Consider the following 19,922-nt stretch of genomic DNA (forward strand, 5'->3'; position numbering starts at 1 on the left):
GCAGCGATTTTTAGGTCCCGCGGCGAAGCGCGACATCCCACCTAAGAGGCTTTCATCAGAAAAGCACCGACCGTGGAAAAGGACCGCCAAACCACCTCTAGAAAAGAGAAACTCATGTCCACATTCAGCGCAAAGCCCGCTGAGGTCGTGCACGAGTGGTTTGTGATTGACGCCACCGACAAGGTGCTCGGCCGGGTAGCCAGCGAAGTTGCCCTCCGTCTGCGCGGCAAACACAAAGCCATTTACACGCCTCACGTTGATACCGGCGACTACATCGTCATCATCAACGCCTCCAAGCTCAAGGTCACCGGCACCAAGTCCCTGGACAAGGTGTACTACCGCCACTCGGGTTATCCCGGCGGTATCACGGCCACGAACTTCCGCGATCTGCAAGCCAAGCACCCCGGCCGCGCGCTGGAAAAGGCCGTCAAGGGCATGCTGCCCAAGGGCCCGCTCGGCTACGCCATGATCAAGAAGCTCAAGGTGTACGGCGGCGCGGAACATCCGCACACCGCTCAGCAGCCTAAAGCGCTGGAAATCTAAGGAGCCTTGAATGATTGGTGAATGGAACAATGGCACCGGCCGTCGCAAGTCCAGCGTCGCCCGCGTGTTTCTGAAGAAGGGTTCCGGCAAGATCACTGTGAATGGCAAAGACATTCAGCAGTACTTCGGCCGCGAAACCTCGATCATGATTGCCAAGCAACCCCTGGCGTTGACCAACCATGTCGAAACCTTCGACATCCAGATCAACGTGCACGGCGGTGGTGAATCCGGCCAGGCTGGCGCTGCCCGCCACGGCATCACCCGCGCTCTGATCGACTACGACGCGACGCTGAAGCCCGCACTGAGCCAAGCCGGCTTCGTGACGCGTGATGCCCGTGAAGTTGAACGTAAGAAGGTCGGCCTGCACTCCGCACGCCGCGCCAAGCAGTTCTCGAAGCGCTAAGCCTCGGCCACTGCCTTGCGTTATGCTGCAGCGCCCCTCGGCGTGCTGCAGACTGCAGAAACCGCCCTTCGGGGCGGTTTTTTGTTTTTGGGCGTTGCCGCGGGCGGCGACCATCCCACTGAAAGAAACGTGCACTGCCCATGCGTTACCGACTGCTGCGCCGTCGCCTCACGATCTCCGCTCCGCGCGTCACCGTGCGCAGCGCGCTTCCATGGCCGCTGCGCTGGGCGGCCGTGGCCATCGTCCTGGGCCTGTGCGCGGCCATGACGCTGTGGGCCTTCGACCTGGGCAAACGGATCGCCGGGCTGGACGCGGGCAGCCGGGAGGAATTGCAGCGCCTTCGTGCAGAGGTGTCGCAGTTGCGCGAGCACAACCGTCTCCAGCACGAAAAGCAGGAAGCCGCGGGCAGCCTGCGCATAGCCGAGCAGGCGGCCATGGATCGCCTGCTGGAGCAACTGCGGCAACTCGAAGCCGACAACCGTAGCCTGCGGGAGGACCTGGGTTTCTTCGAGAAGCTGACCCCCACCGGCAAGCCTGGCAACCTGACCATCCGCGGGCTGCACGCCGAGACTTTGGAGGGAGGTGGGCAGTTGCGCTGGCAGGTGCTGGCCATGCAGCCCATGCGCAATGCGCCGGAATTCAAGGGCCGGCTGGAACTGCTGCTGGCGGGCACGCTGAACGGGGCGGAGTGGTCCTCCACGTCTCCAGCGGTCATCCAGCCGCTTCAGTTCCGGCAGTACCGGCGGGTTCAGGGCGTGGCGGCCCTGCCGCCGGGCGCCATGGTAAAAACCGTGACCGCGCGCCTGATAGATGGAACCTCGTTGCGCGCCGCCCAGACTTTTTCACTGGAGCCATAGGGCCCGGCTGCGGACCCGCATGGCAATCACCAATACACCCGAGGGAGTACCACATGTTTTCGCGCAAGAAGCCACCCCCGATCAAGAGCCTGATTGCGCAAGGAACGCGCGTGCAGGGCGATGTACTGTTCGCGGACGGATTGCGGGTGGATGGCGAAGTGATCGGCGACCTGCGGTCTTCGGCTGAACCCAGCATTGTGGTGGTGTCCGAATCGGCAAAGGTGGAAGGTGCGGTGCATGCCGCCCATGTCATCGTCAACGGAACGGTGGAGGGGCCCGTACATGCCACGGAGCTGCTGGAGGTACAACCCAAGGCGCGGATCACCGGTAACGTGCATTACAAGGCCCTTGAAATGCACCAGGGCGCGGTGATTGCCGGGCAGCTCTGCCCGGCCGCGCCGCTGCTGCTGGAAGAAAAGCCCACACTGAAACTGGCGTCAAACGCACAGTGAACGGAGCGCTGGGGGGCTATGCCTTACCATCGAAACAAAGACTGACCCAAGGAGCCCTTCATGAGCGCCGTTGCCGAGAACACCACGACCGAGATGCCCGCCCCCATCCTTTTCACCGACAGCGCCGCCGCCAAGGTGGCCGAGTTGATTGCCGAAGAAGGCAATCCTGACCTCAAGCTGCGGGTCTTCGTGCAGGGCGGGGGATGCTCGGGCTTCCAGTATGGTTTCACATTTGATGAAATCACGAACGAAGACGACACCACCATGACCAAGAACGGTGTGTCACTGCTCATCGATGCCATGAGCTACCAATACTTGGTGGGTGCAGAGATCGACTACAAGGAAGACCTGCAGGGTGCGCAGTTCGTCATCAAGAACCCGAATGCCGCTTCGACATGCGGCTGCGGCTCCAGCTTCTCCGTGGAAGACCACTGACGCACAGCCCATGAGAATCCGCCGCCTACGGGCGGCTTTTTTATGGCTGCGTGGCAGGTTGCTCAGGCGGGGTAGATGGCGCCGAGGATGCGCTCCCCGCGGGCGCCTGTGACCGCGGGCAAGCTGGCTGTCTGGCCGCTGACGCATTGATGCGCCAGCCACGCGAAGGCAGCCGCTTCGACCTGCAGGGGAGGCAGCCCGTGGTGATCGGAGCTTTCGACGTGAACCGTCGGCGCCAATTGCTGCAGGCGCTCCATCAGATAGCGGTTCAGTGCCCCGCCGCCGCAGACGATCAACTGCCGGCAGTCGCGTGCGTGCCGTGACAACTCCTGGACGCACGTAAGGGCCGTGTACTCAGCAAGGGTGGCCTGGACATCCTGGGGCGCGGCGCCCAAGGCGCTGGCCGCAAGACGTGTGGCCAGCCATTGCGGATGGAACAGGTCACGCCCTGTGCTCTTGGGGGGCGCAAGGGCGAGGAATGGCTCGTCCAGCATCGCCTCCAGCAGGGCGGGCAGGACATGGCCGCTGCGTGCCCAGGCGCCTTCGTGGTCGTAGGGCTGCCCCGTATGCCGCTCGCACCAGTGATCCATAAGGGCGTTGGCCGGGCCGCAGTCAAACCCCACGGTGGTCCCGTCGGCCCGCAGGATACTCAGGTTGGAAATGCCCCCCAGGTTCAGCACCGCCACGGTGCGTCCGGCTTGGCCGAACACGCCGCGGTGGAAGGCGGGCACCAGCGGCGCGCCCTGGCCGCCCGCCGCCACGTCCCGGCTGCGGAAGTCGGCCACGACGGTAATGCCGGTGATTTCGGCGAGCAAGGCGGGCTGGTTGAGTTGCAGCGTGTAGCCTGTGCCATCGAACGCCTGCGGCCGGTGGCGCACCGTCTGCCCATGCGCGCCCAGGGCCTGCACTGCGGCCGCCGTGAGGCCCGCTTGGTCCAGCAGACGGTGGACTACCTTCGCATAGGTACGCGCCAGCGCATTCGCGGCGAGCGCCGCGCGGTGCAGTTCGTCGTGGCCGGTGCTGTTGAGAGCGAGGAGTTCTGCTCTTAAATCAGGAGCTAGTGGCGCTGATGCATGCTGGGCTACAGCGCATTTTTGGTCTGAAAAATGCGCGAGCACACCATCCACGCCGTCCAGCGACGTGCCCGACATCAGCCCGATGAACCACCGCGGCGGCGTATCCATGGGCGAAGGGCGTTACTCGGCGCTGGCTTGCAGGATCTGTGCGGCGGAGGACAGCTGCACGCGCATGTTGCCGGCCAGGCGGTCGAATGCCGGACGTGCGGCGGCCGAGACCGGCTGGGCTGCCTCGCTCTGGCGCGCAATAACCATCGGGTCCTTGTGCTCGCCCGCGACGCGGAATTCGAAGTGCAGGTGCGGGCCCGTGGCCCAGCCGGTGGAGCCCACGGCGCCAATCTTCTGGCCCTGCTCTACGCTTTCGCCCTTGCGCACGTCGATGCGGCTCAGGTGCGCGTAGACGGTGACGTGCTGGTTGCGGTGCTTGATGTACACCACGTTGCCGTAGCCGTTCTGCACGCCGGCGAAATCCACCACGCCGTCGCCTACCGTGCGTACGGAAGTACCGGTCGGCGCCGCGAAATCGGTACCCAGGTGCGCGCGCCAGGTCTTGTGAATGGGGTGGAACCGCATCGCAAAGCCGCTGGAGACGCGGGAGAACTCGACCGGCGACGACAGGTAGGCGCGGCGCATGCTCTCGCCGTCCAGTGTGTAGTACGAGCCCTTGGTGGCTCCCGGCTCCTGGAACCAGACGGCGCTGTGGGTCTTGTCGCCATTGTGGAACTCGGCGCTCAGCACGCGGCCGCTGCGCAGGGGCTCGCCATCTGCCTCCAGGGTTTCATACACCACCGAGAAGCGGTCTTCCTTGCGCAGGGCGCGCCGGAAGTCGATGTCGCCGGAGAACACCTCCGCAAGCTGCACGGCGACGGCGTCGGGAATGTTGGCGGCATCCGTTGCTGCAAACAGCGAGCTGCGGATGATGCCGCCCGCCAGGCGGCTGCCCACCGTCAGCGGCGCCGTCTCGATGCGCGAGGCGAAGCTGCCGTCCTGCTGGCGCTCGACCACCAGGCGCTTGAAGCTCCCGCTGTCGTCGGGGGCCCAGCGCGCCGTCAGGCGGGTGAGGCGGTGATCGTCGGTCGTCTCGGCGGACATCGAGCGGCCGGTGCGTCCCAGCAGGTTCTGCCGCACGTTGGCGTCACTGCGCAAGAAGGCCGAAGCCGCGGGGTCTGCCACGCCCAGGCGCTGCAGGATGCTCTCGGCGGTATCGGCGCTGCGGGTGACGTCGGAGCGGTACAGCGCGTACTGCGGGATGTCCACCAGCGACGACAGCGGTTCGTCTGCCGCCAGCGACTGCACAGCCTGCGTGACGGTGCGCACGGGCAGGTCGGCCGGGTCGGGAGCGAACGAAGCCACTGCGAAGGCACCGCCGCCGCCGGTGAGCAGCAGGGTGGCCACGGCGGCGGTGATGCGTTTTGGATGTTTCTGAACGGACTGCTTCAGTTGGTTGAGCAATACCAGGCAGGCGGTCGTCAAGCCGTTGTTCAAGAGTCTTACCCCAGGCGTCTGTGTGCTTCCAGGCCCCGGGCCAGGGGTCTTAAAGGGCGGGAGGCACTGTCAATGTCGTAGTGCAGTGGAAGGGAGCGAACGCCGGGCGTACGGGTGGCCCACTAGAATCCACGGCTGGAAAGTGCCCGGAAGTATAGTCGTTGGGGCCCTGGCGGCACCCCAAAAAACCCTTATGAATCAATCTGCTGTTACAACATTCCCGGTGACCGATGGTGTAGGACGGGCGCTTGAAGTCTCCCTGCGCGGGGTCGACGAGCTTCTGCCCCAAGAAGAATGGACCCAGAAACTTGCGCGTTCGGAGGCCACGGGCCAGCCGCTGCGCATCAAGCTCGGGCTGGACCCCACGGCGCCGGACATCCACCTGGGCCATACGGTGGTGCTCAACAAGATGCGCCAATTGCAGGACCTGGGCCACCAGGTCATCTTCCTGATCGGCGACTTCACCACGCTGATCGGCGACCCGTCGGGCCGCAACAGCACGCGCCCGCCTCTGACGGCCGAACAGATCAAGGTCAACGCCGAAACCTACTACACCCAGGCGGCCAAGGTGCTGGACCCAGCGCGTACCGAGATCCGCTACAACAGCGAGTGGTGCGACCAGTTGGGCGCGCGCGGCATGATTCAGCTGTCGGCCAAGTACACCGTGGCACGCATGATGGAGCGCAACGATTTCCACCAGCGCTTCACCGACGGCAGCTCCATCAGCCTGCACGAGTTCCTCTACCCGCTACTGCAGGGCTATGACTCGGTAGCGCTCAGAAGCGACCTGGAGCTGGGCGGCACCGACCAGAAGTTCAACCTGCTCATGGGACGCCATCTGCAGCAAGAATGGGGGCAGGAGCCGCAGTGTGTGCTCACAATGCCGCTGCTGGTGGGGCTGGATGGCGTGGACAAGATGTCCAAGTCCAAGAACAACTACATCGGCATCACGGAGGACGCCAACTCCATGTTCGCCAAGGTGCTCTCCATCTCGGACACCCTGATGTGGGACTGGTACACGCTGCTGTCGTTCAAGAGCCTGGACGAAATCGCCGCGCTCAAGGCCGAGGTGGCGGCAGGCCGCAATCCCAAGGATGCCAAGGTGATGCTGGCCAAGGAGATCACCGCGCGCTTTCACAGCGCCGCGCTGGCCGACGCGGCCGAGCAGGATTTCGTCAACCGCAGCAAGGGCGGCATCCCCGACGACATTCCCGAAGTCCGCCTGGCGGGCGCGCCCCTGGGCATCGGTGCGCTGCTCAAGCAGGCCAACCTTGCGCCCTCGACCAGCGAGGCCAACCGCCTCATCGACGGCGGCGGCGTGCGCGTGGACGGCGGCGTGGTCAGCGACAAGGGCCTGAAGCTGGAAGCGGGCAGCTACGTGGTGCAGGTCGGCAAGCGCAAGTTCGCGCGCGTTATCCTGGCCTGACGCCCGGCGGGGCGCGACCGCGCTACCGCTTTGCCAAGCCACTCCGCGCAGTGGCTTTTTTCATGCCCTTTCAGGCCAGGGCGGCGGTGCGTTGCGCCTGCAGCGCCTCGCGCATGAACGGCAGGTAGGCGCGGTCCACCTTGCAGATGTGGTGCACCAGCCATTGCTTGAGGAATTCCAGCGCCTCCAGCGTGACCTCCTGTCCGCCGTCAAAGCGCGTCAGCAGATCCATGGCCTTGCGCGTGAAGCCGTCATGCTCGGCCTTATGGGCGGGAGTCTCGGCGTAGTCGTGCTGCTGGAACAGCACCTCCTCCACGATGAAGTGGTTGTGCGTGTAGTCCACCAGGCCTTCCAAAATTTCGCCCACGGCGCTGCGGCGCGGGCTCGCCGCGCTCAGTTCATCGTGCAGGGCGTTGGTCAGCGCGACCAGTTGACGGTGCTGGTCGTCGATTTCGGGCAGGCCAAGCTCCAGTTCCGCGGTCCAGGGCATGAAAGGCATACAGGGTCTTCTCTTTTGTCTATTGGTGTTGTCGGGGGCGGGGCACAGCCTGCCGACGGTCGCAGACCTTTGCGTGACAACCCATAGGGGAAGACCATGCCATCCGCATGGATTTACATGGGCCTTGATCTTCGTCAGACGAAGCGCCCGGCTGCGTGAGCGGTTTGCCACGCATTCCTGAGCAAAAAAGCCAAGCGCGCCCGCCCATCGCGCGCTAGGCGCTATAAATAGAGGAGCAATCGTGCCGCGCTCAGGAGATGTCGTCGTTCAGATCCGTGTCCGGCACTTCGCCGACGGCTTGGCGCGTGGCTTCGGCCTGCAGCAGCAGCCAGGCGCTGAACGCCTGGATTTCGGGGCGCTGGCCGCTGCGCGGGCCGACGACCAGCCAGTACACCAGCGGAGAGTCCAGCCGGTGGCCCGGCAGCACCTCCTGCAGGTCGCCCGAGGCGAGGCTTTCCGCGATCAGCGGCATGCGCGCCAGCGCCAGACCCTGGCCGGCCAGCGCGGCCTGCACGATCTGCTGCGCGTAGTTGAAGTACAGCCAGCGCTTGGGCTGCAGCCGCCCCAGGCCGTGCAGTTCGAACCAGCGCCGCCAGGTGATCCACTCGAAATAGGGCATGCGGTGCGCGTCGCCTGCCTCGATGAGCGTGAACTGCGCCACGTCGGCCGGCGTGCGGATGGGCGGCATGCTGTTGAGGAGCCAGGGGCTGGCCACCACCGCCAGTTGCTCGCCAAACAGCCGCTGCGCGCCCGCAGTCTGCGTGCCGGGCACGCTGGAGCGCAGGGCCAGGTCCACGTCGGCCGTCTCCAGGTCCACGATGGTGTCGGTTGCGTCGATGCGGATGTCGATGTCGGGGTTGTCGCGCTGGAATTCCTCCATGCGCGGGATCAGCCACATGGACGCAAAGCTGGCCCAGGTGGTGATGGCCACGCTCTTGCGCCCCGCCGTCTGGCGCACCAGGCGCACGGCCGCGTCCATGCGCTCCAGCGCGGGCGCCACGGCGCGCTGCAGCTGGCCGCCGGCGCTGGTGAGCTCCGCGGCGCGTGTGTGGCGCAGAAACAGGGGCACGCCCACTTCGTCCTCCAGCGCCTGGATCTGGCGGCTCACCGCCGACTGGGTCAGGGCCAGTTCCTCGGCCGCGGCGCGGAAGTTCAAATGCCGCGCCACGGCCAGAAATGCGCGCCAATGGCCTACGGCCACGGGCCGGGTGCGCAGATGCGCGATGGGAGGAGCGCTGGCGGGCAAGAGGGGGGAGTTCATGGCAGATTGATGACCATTGGGAATCAAAATGCTAGCGCTTTTTCATCGATCGCGCAGCAGGCTGCTCAGGCAGCGGGAGCGCCGCTGGCGGTTGCCGTCCCCCGGGGCATGGGGTGATACAGTGATTGATGCCGTTCCGTAATTGATGAGGCCTTCCGTTTTCATTGGACGGTGCCCGGGTCGCAGTCGCACACTGGCGTCACTTCAAAGGGTTTACCAGGAGATGACCGTGACCACCTCGCAAGTTCTGCATTCGCAAGCCTCCAGCGTTCCCGCCGGCGTTGCCGGACCGGAACTGTGCACCATTCCCCAGGGCGCGGCGCGCAGCCTGCACCCCCGCGCGCCGATGCAACTGCGCGTGGTCAGCGGCCTGGCCTGGGTGACCTTGAGCGACGGCCCCCATGGCTGGCGCGAGGATTCGGGGGACCTCATGCTGCACGCGGGCCAGAGCGTGTGCGTGGCCTCCGGCCAGCACGCCGTGGTCGAGCCGATGGGCCGCGAGCCGCTGCAGTTCCAGTGGCGCAGCGCCGCCGCGGTGCGCGCATCATCACCGCAGCACGCGGCCCCCCGGGGCGATGTCTGCCGCGCCTGACCGTCCGGCTATCGCATCAAACTGGCTGCTAGCGCCCGCCATTCAGGCGCTAGCAGCTATTTCTTTAGGAGCAATCAGGGGCGGTGGTGCAGCCGCGTCGCAGAGGGGCAGCGCATGGGCGGCGGGATAATGGCGGAGGGCTGCCGGCCTGGGCTGGCAGGACACGACGACCTTCCACTCTCCACACCTTCATGACAGCACTGGACATCATCATCATGGCCGCGGGCAAGGGCACGCGCATGAAAAGCCGCATTCCCAAGGTCTTGCAACGCCTGGCCGGCCGGCCCCTGCTGCACCATGTGCTGGGCCAGGCCGCCAGCCTGCAGGCGCGCCGCGTGGTGGTGGTAACGGGCCATGGCGCTACAGAAGTAGAAGCTGCTTGCGCAGGATTGGCGGGCCATGAAGGCACTTTTGACTTGAAATTCGTGCGCCAGGAGCCGCAGTTGGGCACGGGCCACGCGGTGCAGCAGGCCACGCCCGCGCTGGCGGGCGATGGCACGGTGGTGGTGTTGTCGGGCGACGTGCCGTTGACCCAGGCCGCGACGCTGCGCGCGCTGGTCGAGGCCGGGGCGGGCGAGCGCCTTGCGCTGCTCACCGTGCGCCTGCCCGATCCCACAGGGTACGGCCGCATCGTGCGCGGCGAGGGCGGAACGGTGCAGCGCATCGTGGAGCACAAGGACGCGAACGATGCCGAGCGCGCCATCGACGAGGTCTACAGCGGCATCATGGCCGTGCCCGCGCAGCGCCTGGCGGGCTGGCTGGCGCGTCTGACCAACGACAACGCGCAGGGCGAGTACTACCTGACCGACATCGTGTCCATGGCCGTGGCGGACGGCGTGCCCGTGGCGGCCCACTGCATTGGCGATGCGCTGCAGGTGGCGGGCGTGAACAGCCCCGCGCAACTGGCCGAGCTGGAGCGCGCGCACCAGCGCGCCCAGGCCGCGGCACTCATGGAGCAGGGCGTTCGCCTGGCAGACCCCGCGCGCTTTGACCTGCGCGACGATGCGCGCAGCGGCGCGCGCGGCGAAATCCTCTGTGCGCAGGATGTGGAGATCGACGTGGGCTGCATCTTCACCGGCCGCGTGGAACTGGGCGAGGGTGCGCGCATCGGCGCCTATTGCCACATCAGCAACGCCACCATCGCCGCGGGCGCTGTGGTCCACCCCTTTACCCACATCGATGGCGAGAAGGCCGGCGCCCATGTGGGCGAAGGCGCACTGATTGGTCCCTTCGCGCGCCTGCGCCCCGGCGCGCAATTGGGGCGCGAGGTGCACATTGGCAACTTCGTGGAGGTGAAGAACAGCACGCTGGCCGACGGCGCCAAGGCCAACCACCTGGCCTACCTGGGCGACGCCAGCGTGGGCGAGCGCGTGAACTACGGCGCCGGCAGCATCACCGCCAATTACGACGGTGCCAACAAGCACCGCACGGTGATCGAGGCCGACGTGCACATCGGCAGCAATTGCGTGCTGGTGGCGCCCGTCACCATTGGGGCGGGTGGCACGGTGGGTGGCGGCTCCACCATCACCAAGGACACGCCACCCGGGGGGTTGAGCGTGGCGCGTGGCCGGCAGGTGAGCATCGCGAACTGGAAGCGCCCCGCCAAACAGGCCAAGGGTTGAGGCCATGACCGGCGAGGGCATTCCACCGGCGGACACGCTGGCGCAGCTGCGCAGCGAACTGGCCCAGGCGCGCCAGCAGATCAGCGATATGGCGGCGGCGCAGGAGGACTTTCTACGGGGTGTGTCGCACGACCTGCGCGCGCCGCTGCGCCACGTCACCTCTTATGGCGCGCTGGTGCGCGAGGTACTGCAGGAGCAGCCGCCGCAGGTGGACGAGGCGCTGGGTTTCCTGGCCACGATGGAGCAGTCCGCGCGCCGCATGGCGCAGATGATCGACGGGCTGCAGGCCATCGCCCGCGCGCGCAGCGCTGCGCTGCGGCCCCGGGCCGTTGCGCTGACCGCGGCTGTGCAGGAGGCTCGGCAGGCTTTGGGTGCGGCGGCCGAAGGCGCGGCATGGAACATTGCGCCGGATCTGCCCGTCGTGCAGGCCGATGCCGAGCTGCTGGCCCAGTTGCTGGTGCAACTGCTGGGCAATGCGGTGAAGTTCTCGCGCGGCGTGGCGCAGCCCCGTGTGCAGGTGCAGGCTGAACCTGCGGCCCAGGGCAGTGTGCGCATCACCGTGCGGGACAACGGCGTGGGCTTTGATGGCACGCGCGCGCAGCAGCTCTTTGGCGTGTTCCAGCGCATGCACCGCGAAGCCGAATTCGAGGGCGTGGGCGCGGGTCTCGCGCTGTGCCAGGCGATCGCGCAGCGCCATGGCGCCCGCATCCAGGCCACCGCGGCGCCCGGTGCGGGCTGCACGGTGGCGCTGGAGTGGCCGGCTGCGGCGCGGTAGCGGCCTGCGCTTGCCGCGCTTCCCGCCGCCGCGCTCAAGGCATCGCCGCAGGCAGGCCCAGGCGCGTCTGCAGCTCGCGCAGGCGCTGGCGCAGCGCGGTCACTTCCTCGATCAGGTCTGCCGTCAGTGCGGCCAGCTCGGGGTCGGCGTCAAAAGTGGATTCCAGGCGTGCCAGCCGCCGCGCGCGCACCACGCTCGCGCTGCTGAACCGCCAGTGCCCGCCGGCCTGCTCGCCTTGCAGCAAGCCGGCCTCCAGACGCTCCACAACCCAGTCGGGGCCCATGCAGCAGGTGCGCGCCAGGTCTTCCAGCGTGAGGCGGGGCTGCTCGTCCAGCAGCTCGGCCAGGGCATGATCAACAAATGGGGGCGTGGGCATGCTCAGGCTCCTTGCGTAGAGGGCTTGCGGGGCTGGAATTGCGGGAAGGCCTGCGCGAGCGCGCGGTAGGCCTGCTGCTGGGCCTCGTTGGTGGCGGGGGGCAGGGCCACGTGCAGTTCCAGGTACAGGTCGCCGGGCGTGGCGGCGGGAATGCCGCGCTCCTTCAGGCGCAGCTTGCGGCCGGGTTTCCAGCGCGGCGGCACGGTCACTTCCACGGTGGCGCCGCCGGGTGTCTGCACCTCGACGGGGCCGCCCAGTTCGGCCTCCCAGGGCGCGAGGGTGACGGACTGGTACACGTCGCGGTCTTCGGCGCGCCAGCGTGCGTCGGGCTTGAAATGCACCTCCAGGAACAGGTCGCCCGCGGGCGCGCCGCCCAAGCCCGGGCCGCCCTGGCCGCCCAGGCGGATGAGCTGGCCCTCGCGCACCCCCTTGGGGATGTTCACCTGCAGCTGGCGTTCTTCATTGACCACGTGGCCGCTGTCGTCCAGCCGCGCACCGCGCAGCGTCAGCGTGCGCTCGGCGCCCAGGTACGCATCGCGCAGGTCCAGCTCGATGCTGGCGTGGTGGTCGCGCCCGCGCTGTGGTGAGGTTCTGCCGCTCCCATCATGGGCCGACGGGCCCGCGTGCCGGCTGCGCTGGGCGTGGGCGGCGCGGCCGAAGAGCTGCTCGAAAAAGTCGCTGAACTGCGCCGCGTCCATGCCCTCGGCGCCGGGCGTGCCGGTGAATTCGAACCCTGCGTCCCAGTTCGGCGGCGGGCGGAAGTCCTGCCCCGCGCGGTGCGGTGCCTCGCGGCCGAGCGCGTCGTAGGCGGCGCGCTTCTCCGGGTCCGATAACACGGTATTGGCCTCATTCACCTCGGCCATGCGGGCCGCGGCATCGGCCTCCTTGCTCACGTCGGGGTGGTACCGGCGCGCGAGCTTGCGGTAGGCCTTCTTAATGTCGGCGGCAGTGGCGTCGCGTGCCACGCCGAGGATCTGGTAGTAGTCCTTGAACTCCATGCGTCCCTCCATGCATGGCCGGCCCGCAGTGGGCGCGGCCTTGAGGTTCACAGAGTGGAGTCGATGTCCCGGAAGGTCAAGGGGTCGTGCAGGATTGCTATAAATTAAATAGCTGTTGGCGCTTGCTAGATAAGCGCTAGAGGTACTTTTGTTTCAAATTTTGCACGGTGGACCGAGAAGAACGCCTTCACGTTGCGCACATTGGCGTCCTGCGTGAATAGCCGCTGCGACAGGGCCAGGTAGCCCGGCATGTCGCGCGTGTGCACGATGAGCACGAAGTCCGGCCCCGGCGAGACACGCCAGCATTGCTGGACCTCGTCTTCGGCGACGGCGCGGGCCTCGAACGCGTCCAGGTGCTCGGCACCCTGGCGGTCCAGTGCAACCTCGACGATCGCAGCCAGCCCGTGGCCCTGCAGCGCGGCCAGGCGGTCGGGCTGCAACAGCGCCACCTGCCGCTCGATCAGGCCCAGGGTGTGCAGCCGCCGCACGCGGCGCAGGCAGGTGGGTGGGGAGACATGCACTTGTTCTGCCAGAGCTTGGTTGCTGAGGGAGGCGTCGCGCTGCAGCAGGTCCAGCAATTGCAAATCCACGGCATCCAGCGAGGAATCGGATTCCATCAAAGTGTGTTTTATGAAGAAATATTTCTTGGATTATGGCGGAAGAAATTTTTGTTCATATGTCATGAAAATCAGATCAAAAATTTCTGGAGAGGCCGCCTAGCATCTCGCCCATTCTTTCATCGGAGCAGTAGTTATGTGCGGCATCGTCGGCGCGGTATCCACCCGCAATATCGTTCCCATCCTGGTGCAAGGCCTGCAGCGGCTGGAGTACCGCGGCTATGACTCCTGCGGCGTCGCCGTGCACGAGGCGAGCCTGGGCGAAATGCCCGCGGGTGGCCTGCACCGTGCGCGCAGCACTGCCCGCGTGGCCGAGTTGCTGGCGCAGGTGAACCATGAACACCTCCAAGGCGCCACGGGCATCGCCCACACCCGCTGGGCCACGCACGGCGCCCCCGTCGTGCACAACGCCCATCCCCACTTCAGCCACGGACCCGGTGCTGCGCCGGCGCAGGCAGAGCGCCCCGGCCGCGTCGCGCTGGTGCACAACGGCATCATCGAGAACCACGAGGAGTTGCGCGCCGAGTTGCAGGCGCGCGGCTACGTGTTCTCCAGCCAGACCGATACCGAGGTCATCGCGCATCTGGTGGACAGCCTGTACGACGGCGACCTGTTCCAGGCCGTGCGCGCCGCGACTGCGCGGCTGCACGGCGCATTCGCCATCGCCGTGATCCACAAGGACGAGCCGCACCGCGTGGTGGGCGCGCGCGCGGGCTCGCCCCTGGTGCTGGGTGTCGGTGAGGGTGAGCACTTCCTGGCCAGTGATGCCATGGCCCTGGCTGGTGTGACCGACCAGATCGTGTACCTGGAAGAGGGCGACCTGGTGGACCTGCAACTGGGCCGTTACTGGATCACCACGGCCGATGGCCAGCCGCTGGACGCCGGCAGCCGCCCCGTGCGCACCGTGCACGCACACAGTGGTGCGGTGGAGCTGGGGCCCTATCGCCACTACATGCAAAAGGAAATCTTCGAACAGCCGCGCGCCATTGCCGACACGTTGCACGGCCTGCAGGGCATCGTGCCCGAGCTGTTCGACGGCGTGGGCCAGCCCGGACAGCAGGGCGCGGCAGCCTGGCGTGTGTTCAAGGAGATCGACTCCGTGCTCATCCTCGCCTGCGGGACCAGCTACTACAGCGGCTGCACCGCCAAGTACTGGCTGGAGGGCATCGCGGGCATTCCCACCCAGGTGGAAGTGGCCAGCGAATACCGCTACCGCACCAGCGTGCCCAACCCGCGCACGCTGGTGGTGACCATCAGCCAATCCGGCGAAACCGCCGACACCCTGGCCGCACTGCGCCATGCGCAGAGCCTGGGCATGCGCCACACGCTCACCATCTGCAACGTGGCCACCAGCGCCATGGTGCGCGAGTGCGAGCTGGCCTATGTCACCCGCGCCGGCGTGGAGATTGGCGTGGCGTCGACCAAAGCCTTCACCGCGCAGCTGGCGGGACTGTTCCTGTTGACCCTGGCGCTGGCGCAGTCGCGCGGGCGCCTGACCGAGGAGGCCGAGGGCAACTACCTGAAAGCCATGCGCCATCTGCCCGCCGCGCTGCAGGCCGTGCTGGCGCTGGAGCCGCAGATCATCAGCTGGTCCGAGGACTTCGCGAAGAAGGAGAACGCCCTGTTCCTGGGCCGCGGACTGCACTACCCCATTGCACTGGAAGGCGCTCTCAAGCTCAAGGAGATCAGCTACATCCACGCCGAGGCGTACCCTGCGGGTGAACTCAAGCACGGCCCGCTGGCCCTCGTCACCAGCAGCATGCCGGTGGTGACCGTGGCGCCCAACGACGCGCTGCTGGAGAAGCTCAAGAGCAACATGGAAGAAGTGCGCGCCCGTGGCGGCGTGCTCTACGTGTTGGCTGATGCCGATACCCATATCGACAGCAGCGAAGGTCTGCACGTCATCCGCATGCCAGAGCACTACGGCGCCCTGTCGCCGCTGCTGCATGTGGTGCCGCTGCAACTGCTTGCTTACCACACGGCCTGCGCGCGCGGAACGGATGTGGACAAGCCCCGTAACCTGGCCAAGAGCGTCACGGTGGAGTAAGGCCAGCACACCGGCGGCGTGGTTATTCTGGGTAATTAAAGTCGTAAACACGCAATTAAAGTCGTAAACAAGCATCTAGCTTTCATGCGGGTTCGAGGGCGGGCTATTTGTATCCGTAAAGTCGTAAACAAGGACTGTCTTCGTTGTGGCGAGTGCAAAATGCGGTTGTTTTGCGCTGTGGCATTGCGATTGATGCTCTGAAACAGAGAGCGCTCCCGTTGGAGCGCTTTTTTGTGTGCGTTGAGATACGTGTTTTCCGTGGCCGTGAATGGCTGGAGGGGCGAGGTGACTGCTTCAGGCTGATTGCAGCCGCTCGGAGTTGAGACTCGAACGACCGGCTGATCCAGAAGCAGCCGGTCATTGGCAGCTAGCGCTTTCGTCTCATCGATTGCGGCGACTGCCCTTAAATTTCCGTTCGCTCGGAAATCTCCAGGGCATCATCAACCTCGATGCCAAGGTACCTGACCGTTGATTCCAGCTTTGAGTGCCCAAGGAGCAATTGCACTGCGCGCAGATTCTTTGTTCGTCGGTAAATCTGCGTTGCCTTGGTCCTTCGCATGGAGTGTATGCCGTAGTCCGCGCGGTCCAGTCCAAGGTCGTCGACCCAATGCCCAAGAATTCTGGCGTACTGTCGGGTTTCAAGATGAGGTGAATCGTGGAGCCTGCTTGGAAACAGGAATTGTTCTGACTTCAGCCCGGCCTGTTTGATCCACGTCTGCAGGGCGTCTCGGGTGGTCTGTGTGATTTCGAATTGCACCGGACGCTGAGTCTTGCTCTGCATGACGATGACACGTGTGGCCATCTGATCTCCATGGCACACGTCCCGGACCTTGAGGGCCACAAGGTCGCATGCGCGCAGCTTGCTGTCGATGCCTAGGTTGAACAGTGCAGCTCACGCACCCGACCTTCAATCTGGAGGCGGACATGCAGCGCCCAAATGTCCTTCAGCTTAAAAGGTGCCTTTTGCCCGACGATCTTTCCCTTGTTCCACGGCTCGCGATGATCGGCATTACCTGCGGTTTTCATGATGGTCTCCCACCGAGTTGAGGGCTTTATAGGATGCGCCCTCGCATCGTTAGATTACCGTCTATTACCCGCAGCTAGCGAACAATGTGCAGCGCTCGGCGTCGACGTCCGACACAGACATCGCCGATGTACCCGGTATGCGCTGCACCGAATCGGGTGATCTGTCCGTCATGACGCGCATAGGCTCGAATGCCCCGCACCAATCGCATGGAGATTGACCGGAGCCATCAGAGTCGTCGTCTACATGCTCCCTCCATCAGGTAACAGATGAGAGAAGCCTCAAGTATTTGACGGAATTAGGCCACCACGCTTTTTAGTTTCCATTGTTTGACCAGGCCGTAGATCGCCGGAATCACCGCCAGCGTGAGCACGGTCGAAGAAATCATCCCGCCCACCATCGGGGCAGCGATACGACTCATCACTTCCGAGCCGGTGCCGGTCCCCCACAGGATGGGCAGCAGGCCCGCCATGATGGCAACCACGGTCATCATCTTGGGGCGCACCCGTTCGACTGCGCCTTCCATGATGGCTTCGTAGAGGTCGGCCACGCTAGGCTCCTTGTTCTCCGATCGGCGCCGTGCCTGAATTTCTTCCCAGGCATGGTCGAGATAGATCAGCATGATGACGCCCGTCTCTGCTGCCACCCCGGCCAGTGCGATGAAGCCCACCGCGACAGCCACCGACATGTTGTAGCCCAGCCACCACATAAGCCAGATGCCCCCCACAAGGGCAAACGGCACCGACAGCATGACGATCAAGGTTTCGGTCAGGCGCTTGAAGTTCAGGTACAGCAGCAGGAAGATGATGAGCAAGGTGACCGGGATGACGACCTTCATCTTCTGCACCGCGCGCTCCATGGATTCGAACTGGCCGCTCCAGGTGGCGTAGTAGCCGGGCGGGAACTGAACTTGCTCGTTCACGGCCTTGCGCGCGTCGGTCACATAACCGCCGATGTCGCGATCCCGGATGTCGACAAAGATATAGGCCGACAGCAGCGCGTTTTCGGTACGGATGCCGGGGGCCCCCTTGGCGACTTCCACGCGCGCCACCTGTCCCAGCGGGACCATGGCGCCGTCCATGGTGGGCACCAGCACTTCACGGGCGATCTGCTGCGGGTCGGCGCGCAGCTCGCGCGGGTAGCGCACGGTTACGCCAAAGCGCTCGCGGCCTTCCACCGTGGTGGTCACCATTTCGCCGCCCAGGGCCGTGCCAATGACGTCCTGCAGCTCTCCTACCCCCAGGCCGTAGCGCGCCAGTTGCGCCCGGTCGGGTTCAATATTGAGGTAAAAGCCCCCGGTGATGCGTTCCGCGAACGCCGAGGTTGTTCCGGGCACCTGCTTGACCACGGTCTCTATCTCCCGCGCCAGGCGCTCCATTTCGCCCAGGTCTTTGCCGAAGACCTTGATGCCGATGGGCGTGCGGATGCCGGTGGAAAGCATGTCGATGCGTGCCTTGATGGGCATTGTCCAGGCGTTGGAGACGCCGGGAAATTGCAGCGCCTGATCCAGTTCCGCGATGAGCTTGTCGGTCGTCATGCCCGTGCGCCATTCGGACTCGGGCTTGAGGTTGATGACGGTCTCGAACATCTCGGTCGGCGCCGGGTCGGTGGCCGTGTTGGCACGCCCGGCCTTGCCATACACCGAGGCCACCTCGGGGAAGCTCTTGATGAGCTTGTTCTGCGTCTGCATCAGCTCGGCCGCCTTGGTGATCGACATGCCGGGCAGCGACGCGGGCATGTAGAGCAGCGTGCCCTCGTTGAGCGTAGGCATGAACTCCGATCCGAGCTGGCTGGCGGGGTAGAACGACACGCCCAGCATCACCAGGGCAGCCGCCACGGTCAGCTTCTTCCAGCGCATCACCGCGGCGATGATGGGACGGTAGACCCAGATCAGGAAGCGGTTCACGGGGTTGCGGGCCTCGGGCATGACGCGGCCGCGGATGAACAGCATCATCAGCACGGGCACCAGCGTCACCGACAGTAGCGCGGCACCGGCCATGGCAAAGGTTTTGGTATAGGCCAGTGGCGAGAACAGGCGGCCTTCCTGCGACTCCAGCGTGAACACCGGCAGGAAGGACACGGTGATGATGAGCAGCGAGAAGAACAAAGCCGGGCCCACCTCCTTGCAGGCGGCAATCATGGCTTCCACGCGATCGGTGTTGGTGTGCTCCTCGGGCAGGCGCTCCAGGTGCTTGTGGGCGTTCTCGATCATGACGATGGCCGCGTCCACCATGGCACCGATGGCAATGGCGATGCCCCCCAGGCTCATCAGGTTGGAGTTCATGCCCAACAGGCGCATGGAAATGAAGGCGATCAGCACCCCCACCGGGAGCATCAGGATCGCCACCAAGGCTGAGCGCACATGCATCAGAAAGACCACGCAGACCAGCGCGACGATCAGGCTTTCTTCGATCAGTGTGCGCTTGAGCGTTTCAATCGCGCGGTGAATCAGGTCGGAGCGGTCGTACACCGCCTCGATGGTGACGCCCTGCGGCAGGCCGGTCGAAACCTCGGCGATCTTCTCCTTCAGGTTGTGAATCACTTCCAGCGCGTTCTGGCCGTAGCGCGCCATGGCAATGCCCGAGACCACCTCGCCCTCGCCATTGAGTTCCGTCAGACCCCGGCGCTCGTCGGGCGCCAACTCCACGCGGGCGATGTCACGGATGAGAACCGGCGTGCCCTTGTCGGCCTTGACCACCAGGTTCTCGATGTCGCCAACGCCGCGCAGGTAGCCCTTGCCGCGCACCATGTACTCGGTCTCGGCCATCTCCACCACGCGGCCGCCCACGTCGCGGTTGGAGTCGCGCACCACCTGCGACACCTTGGCCAAGGGAATACCGTAGGCGCGCAACTTCACCGGATCGACGGTAATCTGGTAGGTCTGCACGAAGCCGCCGATGGATGCCACCTCGGCCACGCCATGGGCCTTGGTGAGCTGGTAGCGCAGGTACCAATCCTGCAGCGTGCGCAGCTCGGCCAGGGTCTTGTCCTTGGCCAGTAGCGCGTACTGGTAGACCCAGCCTACGCCGGTCGCGTCCGGGCCTATCTGTGGCGTCACGCCCTTGGGCATGCGCCCGGCGGCGAAGTTGAGGTATTCGAGCACGCGCGAGCGCGCCCAGTAGATGTCGGTACCGTCTTCGAAAATGATGTAGACGAATGAGGCGCCGAAGAAGGAGAAGCCGCGCACCACCTTGGACTTGGGGACCGACAGCATGGAGGTGGTCAGCGGGTACGTGACCTGGTCTTCGACCACCTGCGGCGCCTGGCCCGGGTATTCGGTGTAGACAATGACCTGTACGTCCGACAGGTCCGGCAGCGCGTCCAGCGGCGTCTTGAGCACGGCATAGACCCCACCCACGACGACGAACAGGGTCGCCAGCAGCACCAGGAAACGGTTTCTCCCCGACCAGTCAATGATCTTCGCAAGCATGGTG

The 19,922-nt window shown here is 65.5% G+C and carries 18 protein-coding genes and 1 pseudogene; 10 read left to right on the forward strand and 9 right to left on the reverse strand.

The window, feature by feature from the left end; all coding sequences use genetic code 11:
- Window positions 1–114: 114 nt before the first annotated feature.
- The 5 genes from rplM to erpA all read left to right on the forward strand — a co-directional run bounded on the left by rplM (window position 115) and on the right by erpA (window position 2,690).
- Window positions 115–543 carry a 50S ribosomal protein L13 gene (gene rplM / locus AC1PPL_RS07415; protein WP_011804079.1) on the forward strand — a complete coding sequence of 143 codons (429 nt, stop codon included), beginning with the start codon at window positions 115–117 and terminating at the stop codon, window positions 541–543.
- A gap of 10 nt (window positions 544–553) precedes the next feature.
- Window positions 554–946: a 30S ribosomal protein S9 gene (gene rpsI, locus AC1PPL_RS07420; protein ID WP_011804080.1), complete on the forward strand. Its 393-nt coding sequence runs from the start codon at window positions 554–556 to the stop codon at window positions 944–946.
- 140 nt (window positions 947–1,086) lie between these two features.
- Complete coding sequence (locus AC1PPL_RS07425; protein WP_479972998.1) at window positions 1,087–1,803, forward strand: DUF6776 family protein; 717 nt, start codon at window positions 1,087–1,089, stop codon at window positions 1,801–1,803.
- 53 nt (window positions 1,804–1,856) lie between these two features.
- On the forward strand, window positions 1,857–2,255 hold the full coding sequence (locus AC1PPL_RS07430; RefSeq protein ID WP_011804081.1) for a bactofilin family protein: 399 nt from the start codon (window positions 1,857–1,859) through the stop codon (window positions 2,253–2,255).
- A 60-nt stretch (window positions 2,256–2,315) separates the two neighbouring features.
- Window positions 2,316–2,690, forward strand: coding sequence for an iron-sulfur cluster insertion protein ErpA (erpA, locus tag AC1PPL_RS07435; RefSeq protein ID WP_011804082.1), 375 nt, complete (start codon window positions 2,316–2,318; stop codon window positions 2,688–2,690).
- Between the two features lie 62 nt (window positions 2,691–2,752).
- Here erpA and AC1PPL_RS07440 read toward each other — a convergent pair whose 3' ends face one another.
- Window positions 2,753–3,874, reverse strand: coding sequence for an anhydro-N-acetylmuramic acid kinase (locus tag AC1PPL_RS07440; protein WP_479972999.1), 1,122 nt, complete (start codon window positions 3,872–3,874; stop codon window positions 2,753–2,755).
- 12 nt (window positions 3,875–3,886) lie between these two features.
- Window positions 3,887–5,251 (reverse strand): M23 family metallopeptidase, encoded by a 1,365-nt coding sequence (locus tag AC1PPL_RS07445; RefSeq protein WP_011804084.1) that lies wholly within the window; start codon window positions 5,249–5,251, stop codon window positions 3,887–3,889.
- A 193-nt stretch (window positions 5,252–5,444) separates the two neighbouring features.
- Here AC1PPL_RS07445 and tyrS point away from each other — a divergent pair, with 193 nt between their 5' ends.
- The gene (gene tyrS, locus AC1PPL_RS07450; RefSeq protein WP_479973000.1) at window positions 5,445–6,677 is read left to right on the forward strand and encodes a tyrosine--tRNA ligase; all 1,233 of its coding nucleotides are present in this window, start codon (window positions 5,445–5,447) and stop codon (window positions 6,675–6,677) included.
- Between the two features lie 70 nt (window positions 6,678–6,747).
- Here the strand turns inward: tyrS and AC1PPL_RS07455 are convergent, their stop codons facing one another.
- Together AC1PPL_RS07455 and AC1PPL_RS07460 are read right to left on the reverse strand one after the other, a co-directional pair.
- Window positions 6,748–7,176 carry a bacteriohemerythrin gene (locus AC1PPL_RS07455; protein WP_012655624.1) on the reverse strand — a complete coding sequence of 143 codons (429 nt, stop codon included), beginning with the start codon at window positions 7,174–7,176 and terminating at the stop codon, window positions 6,748–6,750.
- Between the two features lie 250 nt (window positions 7,177–7,426).
- Window positions 7,427–8,437, reverse strand: a complete 1,011-nt coding sequence (locus AC1PPL_RS07460; protein WP_479973001.1) for a LysR substrate-binding domain-containing protein — start codon at window positions 8,435–8,437, stop codon at window positions 7,427–7,429.
- 223 nt (window positions 8,438–8,660) lie between these two features.
- On the opposite strand from AC1PPL_RS07460, the gene AC1PPL_RS07465 reads away from it, so the two are divergent.
- From AC1PPL_RS07465 to AC1PPL_RS07475, 3 genes are all read left to right on the forward strand, one after another.
- Entirely contained in the window at window positions 8,661–9,029 is a 369-nt protein-coding gene (locus tag AC1PPL_RS07465; RefSeq protein ID WP_234305463.1) for a DUF2917 domain-containing protein, read from the forward strand.
- A gap of 191 nt (window positions 9,030–9,220) precedes the next feature.
- Window positions 9,221–10,651, forward strand: coding sequence for a bifunctional UDP-N-acetylglucosamine diphosphorylase/glucosamine-1-phosphate N-acetyltransferase GlmU (gene glmU / locus AC1PPL_RS07470; RefSeq protein ID WP_103738613.1), 1,431 nt, complete (start codon window positions 9,221–9,223; stop codon window positions 10,649–10,651).
- A gap of 4 nt (window positions 10,652–10,655) precedes the next feature.
- Entirely contained in the window at window positions 10,656–11,426 is a 771-nt protein-coding gene (locus AC1PPL_RS07475) for a sensor histidine kinase (protein ID WP_312129635.1), read from the forward strand.
- A 34-nt stretch (window positions 11,427–11,460) separates the two neighbouring features.
- On the opposite strand, the gene AC1PPL_RS07480 is transcribed toward AC1PPL_RS07475, so the two are convergent.
- The 3 genes from AC1PPL_RS07480 to AC1PPL_RS07490 all read right to left on the reverse strand — a co-directional run bounded on the left by AC1PPL_RS07480 (window position 11,461) and on the right by AC1PPL_RS07490 (window position 13,417).
- Window positions 11,461–11,802, reverse strand: coding sequence for a chaperone modulator CbpM (locus tag AC1PPL_RS07480; RefSeq protein WP_011804091.1), 342 nt, complete (start codon window positions 11,800–11,802; stop codon window positions 11,461–11,463).
- A 2-nt stretch (window positions 11,803–11,804) separates the two neighbouring features.
- Window positions 11,805–12,800, reverse strand: a complete 996-nt coding sequence (locus AC1PPL_RS07485; RefSeq protein ID WP_479973002.1) for a DnaJ C-terminal domain-containing protein — start codon at window positions 12,798–12,800, stop codon at window positions 11,805–11,807.
- Between the two features lie 125 nt (window positions 12,801–12,925).
- On the reverse strand, window positions 12,926–13,417 hold the full coding sequence (locus AC1PPL_RS07490) for an Lrp/AsnC family transcriptional regulator (protein ID WP_012655630.1): 492 nt from the start codon (window positions 13,415–13,417) through the stop codon (window positions 12,926–12,928).
- A gap of 136 nt (window positions 13,418–13,553) precedes the next feature.
- On the opposite strand from AC1PPL_RS07490, the gene glmS reads away from it, so the two are divergent.
- Window positions 13,554–15,464, forward strand: coding sequence for a glutamine--fructose-6-phosphate transaminase (isomerizing) (gene glmS / locus AC1PPL_RS07495; protein WP_135149103.1), 1,911 nt, complete (start codon window positions 13,554–13,556; stop codon window positions 15,462–15,464).
- Window positions 15,465–15,867: 403 nt separating this feature from the next.
- On the opposite strand, the pseudogene AC1PPL_RS07500 reads toward glmS, so the two are convergent.
- Window positions 15,868–16,490 (reverse strand): annotated as a pseudogene (locus tag AC1PPL_RS07500) (tyrosine-type recombinase/integrase).
- Window positions 16,491–16,786: 296 nt separating this feature from the next.
- Complete coding sequence (locus AC1PPL_RS07505; RefSeq protein ID WP_312844490.1) at window positions 16,787–19,918, reverse strand: efflux RND transporter permease subunit; 3,132 nt, start codon at window positions 19,916–19,918, stop codon at window positions 16,787–16,789.
- Window positions 19,919–19,922 lie beyond the last annotated feature (4 nt).

It is taken from the genome of Diaphorobacter sp. B2A2W2, from assembly GCF_056730635.1.

Coding starts and splice junctions, on each gene's coding strand:
- rplM (WP_011804079.1), top strand. CDS start 115: ATGTCCACATTCAGCGCAAAGCCCGCTGAGGTCGTGCACGAGTGGTTT.
- AC1PPL_RS07460 (WP_479973001.1), bottom strand. CDS start 8,437: ATGAACTCCCCCCTCTTGCCCGCCAGCGCTCCTCCCATCGCGCATCTG.
- AC1PPL_RS07455 (WP_012655624.1), bottom strand. CDS start 7,176: ATGCCTTTCATGCCCTGGACCGCGGAACTGGAGCTTGGCCTGCCCGAA.
- AC1PPL_RS07425 (WP_479972998.1), top strand. CDS start 1,087: ATGCGTTACCGACTGCTGCGCCGTCGCCTCACGATCTCCGCTCCGCGC.
- glmU (WP_103738613.1), top strand. CDS start 9,221: ATGACAGCACTGGACATCATCATCATGGCCGCGGGCAAGGGCACGCGC.
- tyrS (WP_479973000.1), top strand. CDS start 5,445: ATGAATCAATCTGCTGTTACAACATTCCCGGTGACCGATGGTGTAGGA.
- AC1PPL_RS07505 (WP_312844490.1), bottom strand. CDS start 19,918: ATGCTTGCGAAGATCATTGACTGGTCGGGGAGAAACCGTTTCCTGGTG.
- AC1PPL_RS07465 (WP_234305463.1), top strand. CDS start 8,661: ATGACCGTGACCACCTCGCAAGTTCTGCATTCGCAAGCCTCCAGCGTT.
- AC1PPL_RS07475 (WP_312129635.1), top strand. CDS start 10,656: ATGACCGGCGAGGGCATTCCACCGGCGGACACGCTGGCGCAGCTGCGC.
- AC1PPL_RS07490 (WP_012655630.1), bottom strand. CDS start 13,417: ATGGAATCCGATTCCTCGCTGGATGCCGTGGATTTGCAATTGCTGGAC.
- AC1PPL_RS07480 (WP_011804091.1), bottom strand. CDS start 11,802: ATGCCCACGCCCCCATTTGTTGATCATGCCCTGGCCGAGCTGCTGGAC.
- erpA (WP_011804082.1), top strand. CDS start 2,316: ATGAGCGCCGTTGCCGAGAACACCACGACCGAGATGCCCGCCCCCATC.
- AC1PPL_RS07440 (WP_479972999.1), bottom strand. CDS start 3,874: ATGGATACGCCGCCGCGGTGGTTCATCGGGCTGATGTCGGGCACGTCG.
- AC1PPL_RS07485 (WP_479973002.1), bottom strand. CDS start 12,800: ATGGAGTTCAAGGACTACTACCAGATCCTCGGCGTGGCACGCGACGCC.
- glmS (WP_135149103.1), top strand. CDS start 13,554: ATGTGCGGCATCGTCGGCGCGGTATCCACCCGCAATATCGTTCCCATC.
- rpsI (WP_011804080.1), top strand. CDS start 554: ATGATTGGTGAATGGAACAATGGCACCGGCCGTCGCAAGTCCAGCGTC.
- AC1PPL_RS07430 (WP_011804081.1), top strand. CDS start 1,857: ATGTTTTCGCGCAAGAAGCCACCCCCGATCAAGAGCCTGATTGCGCAA.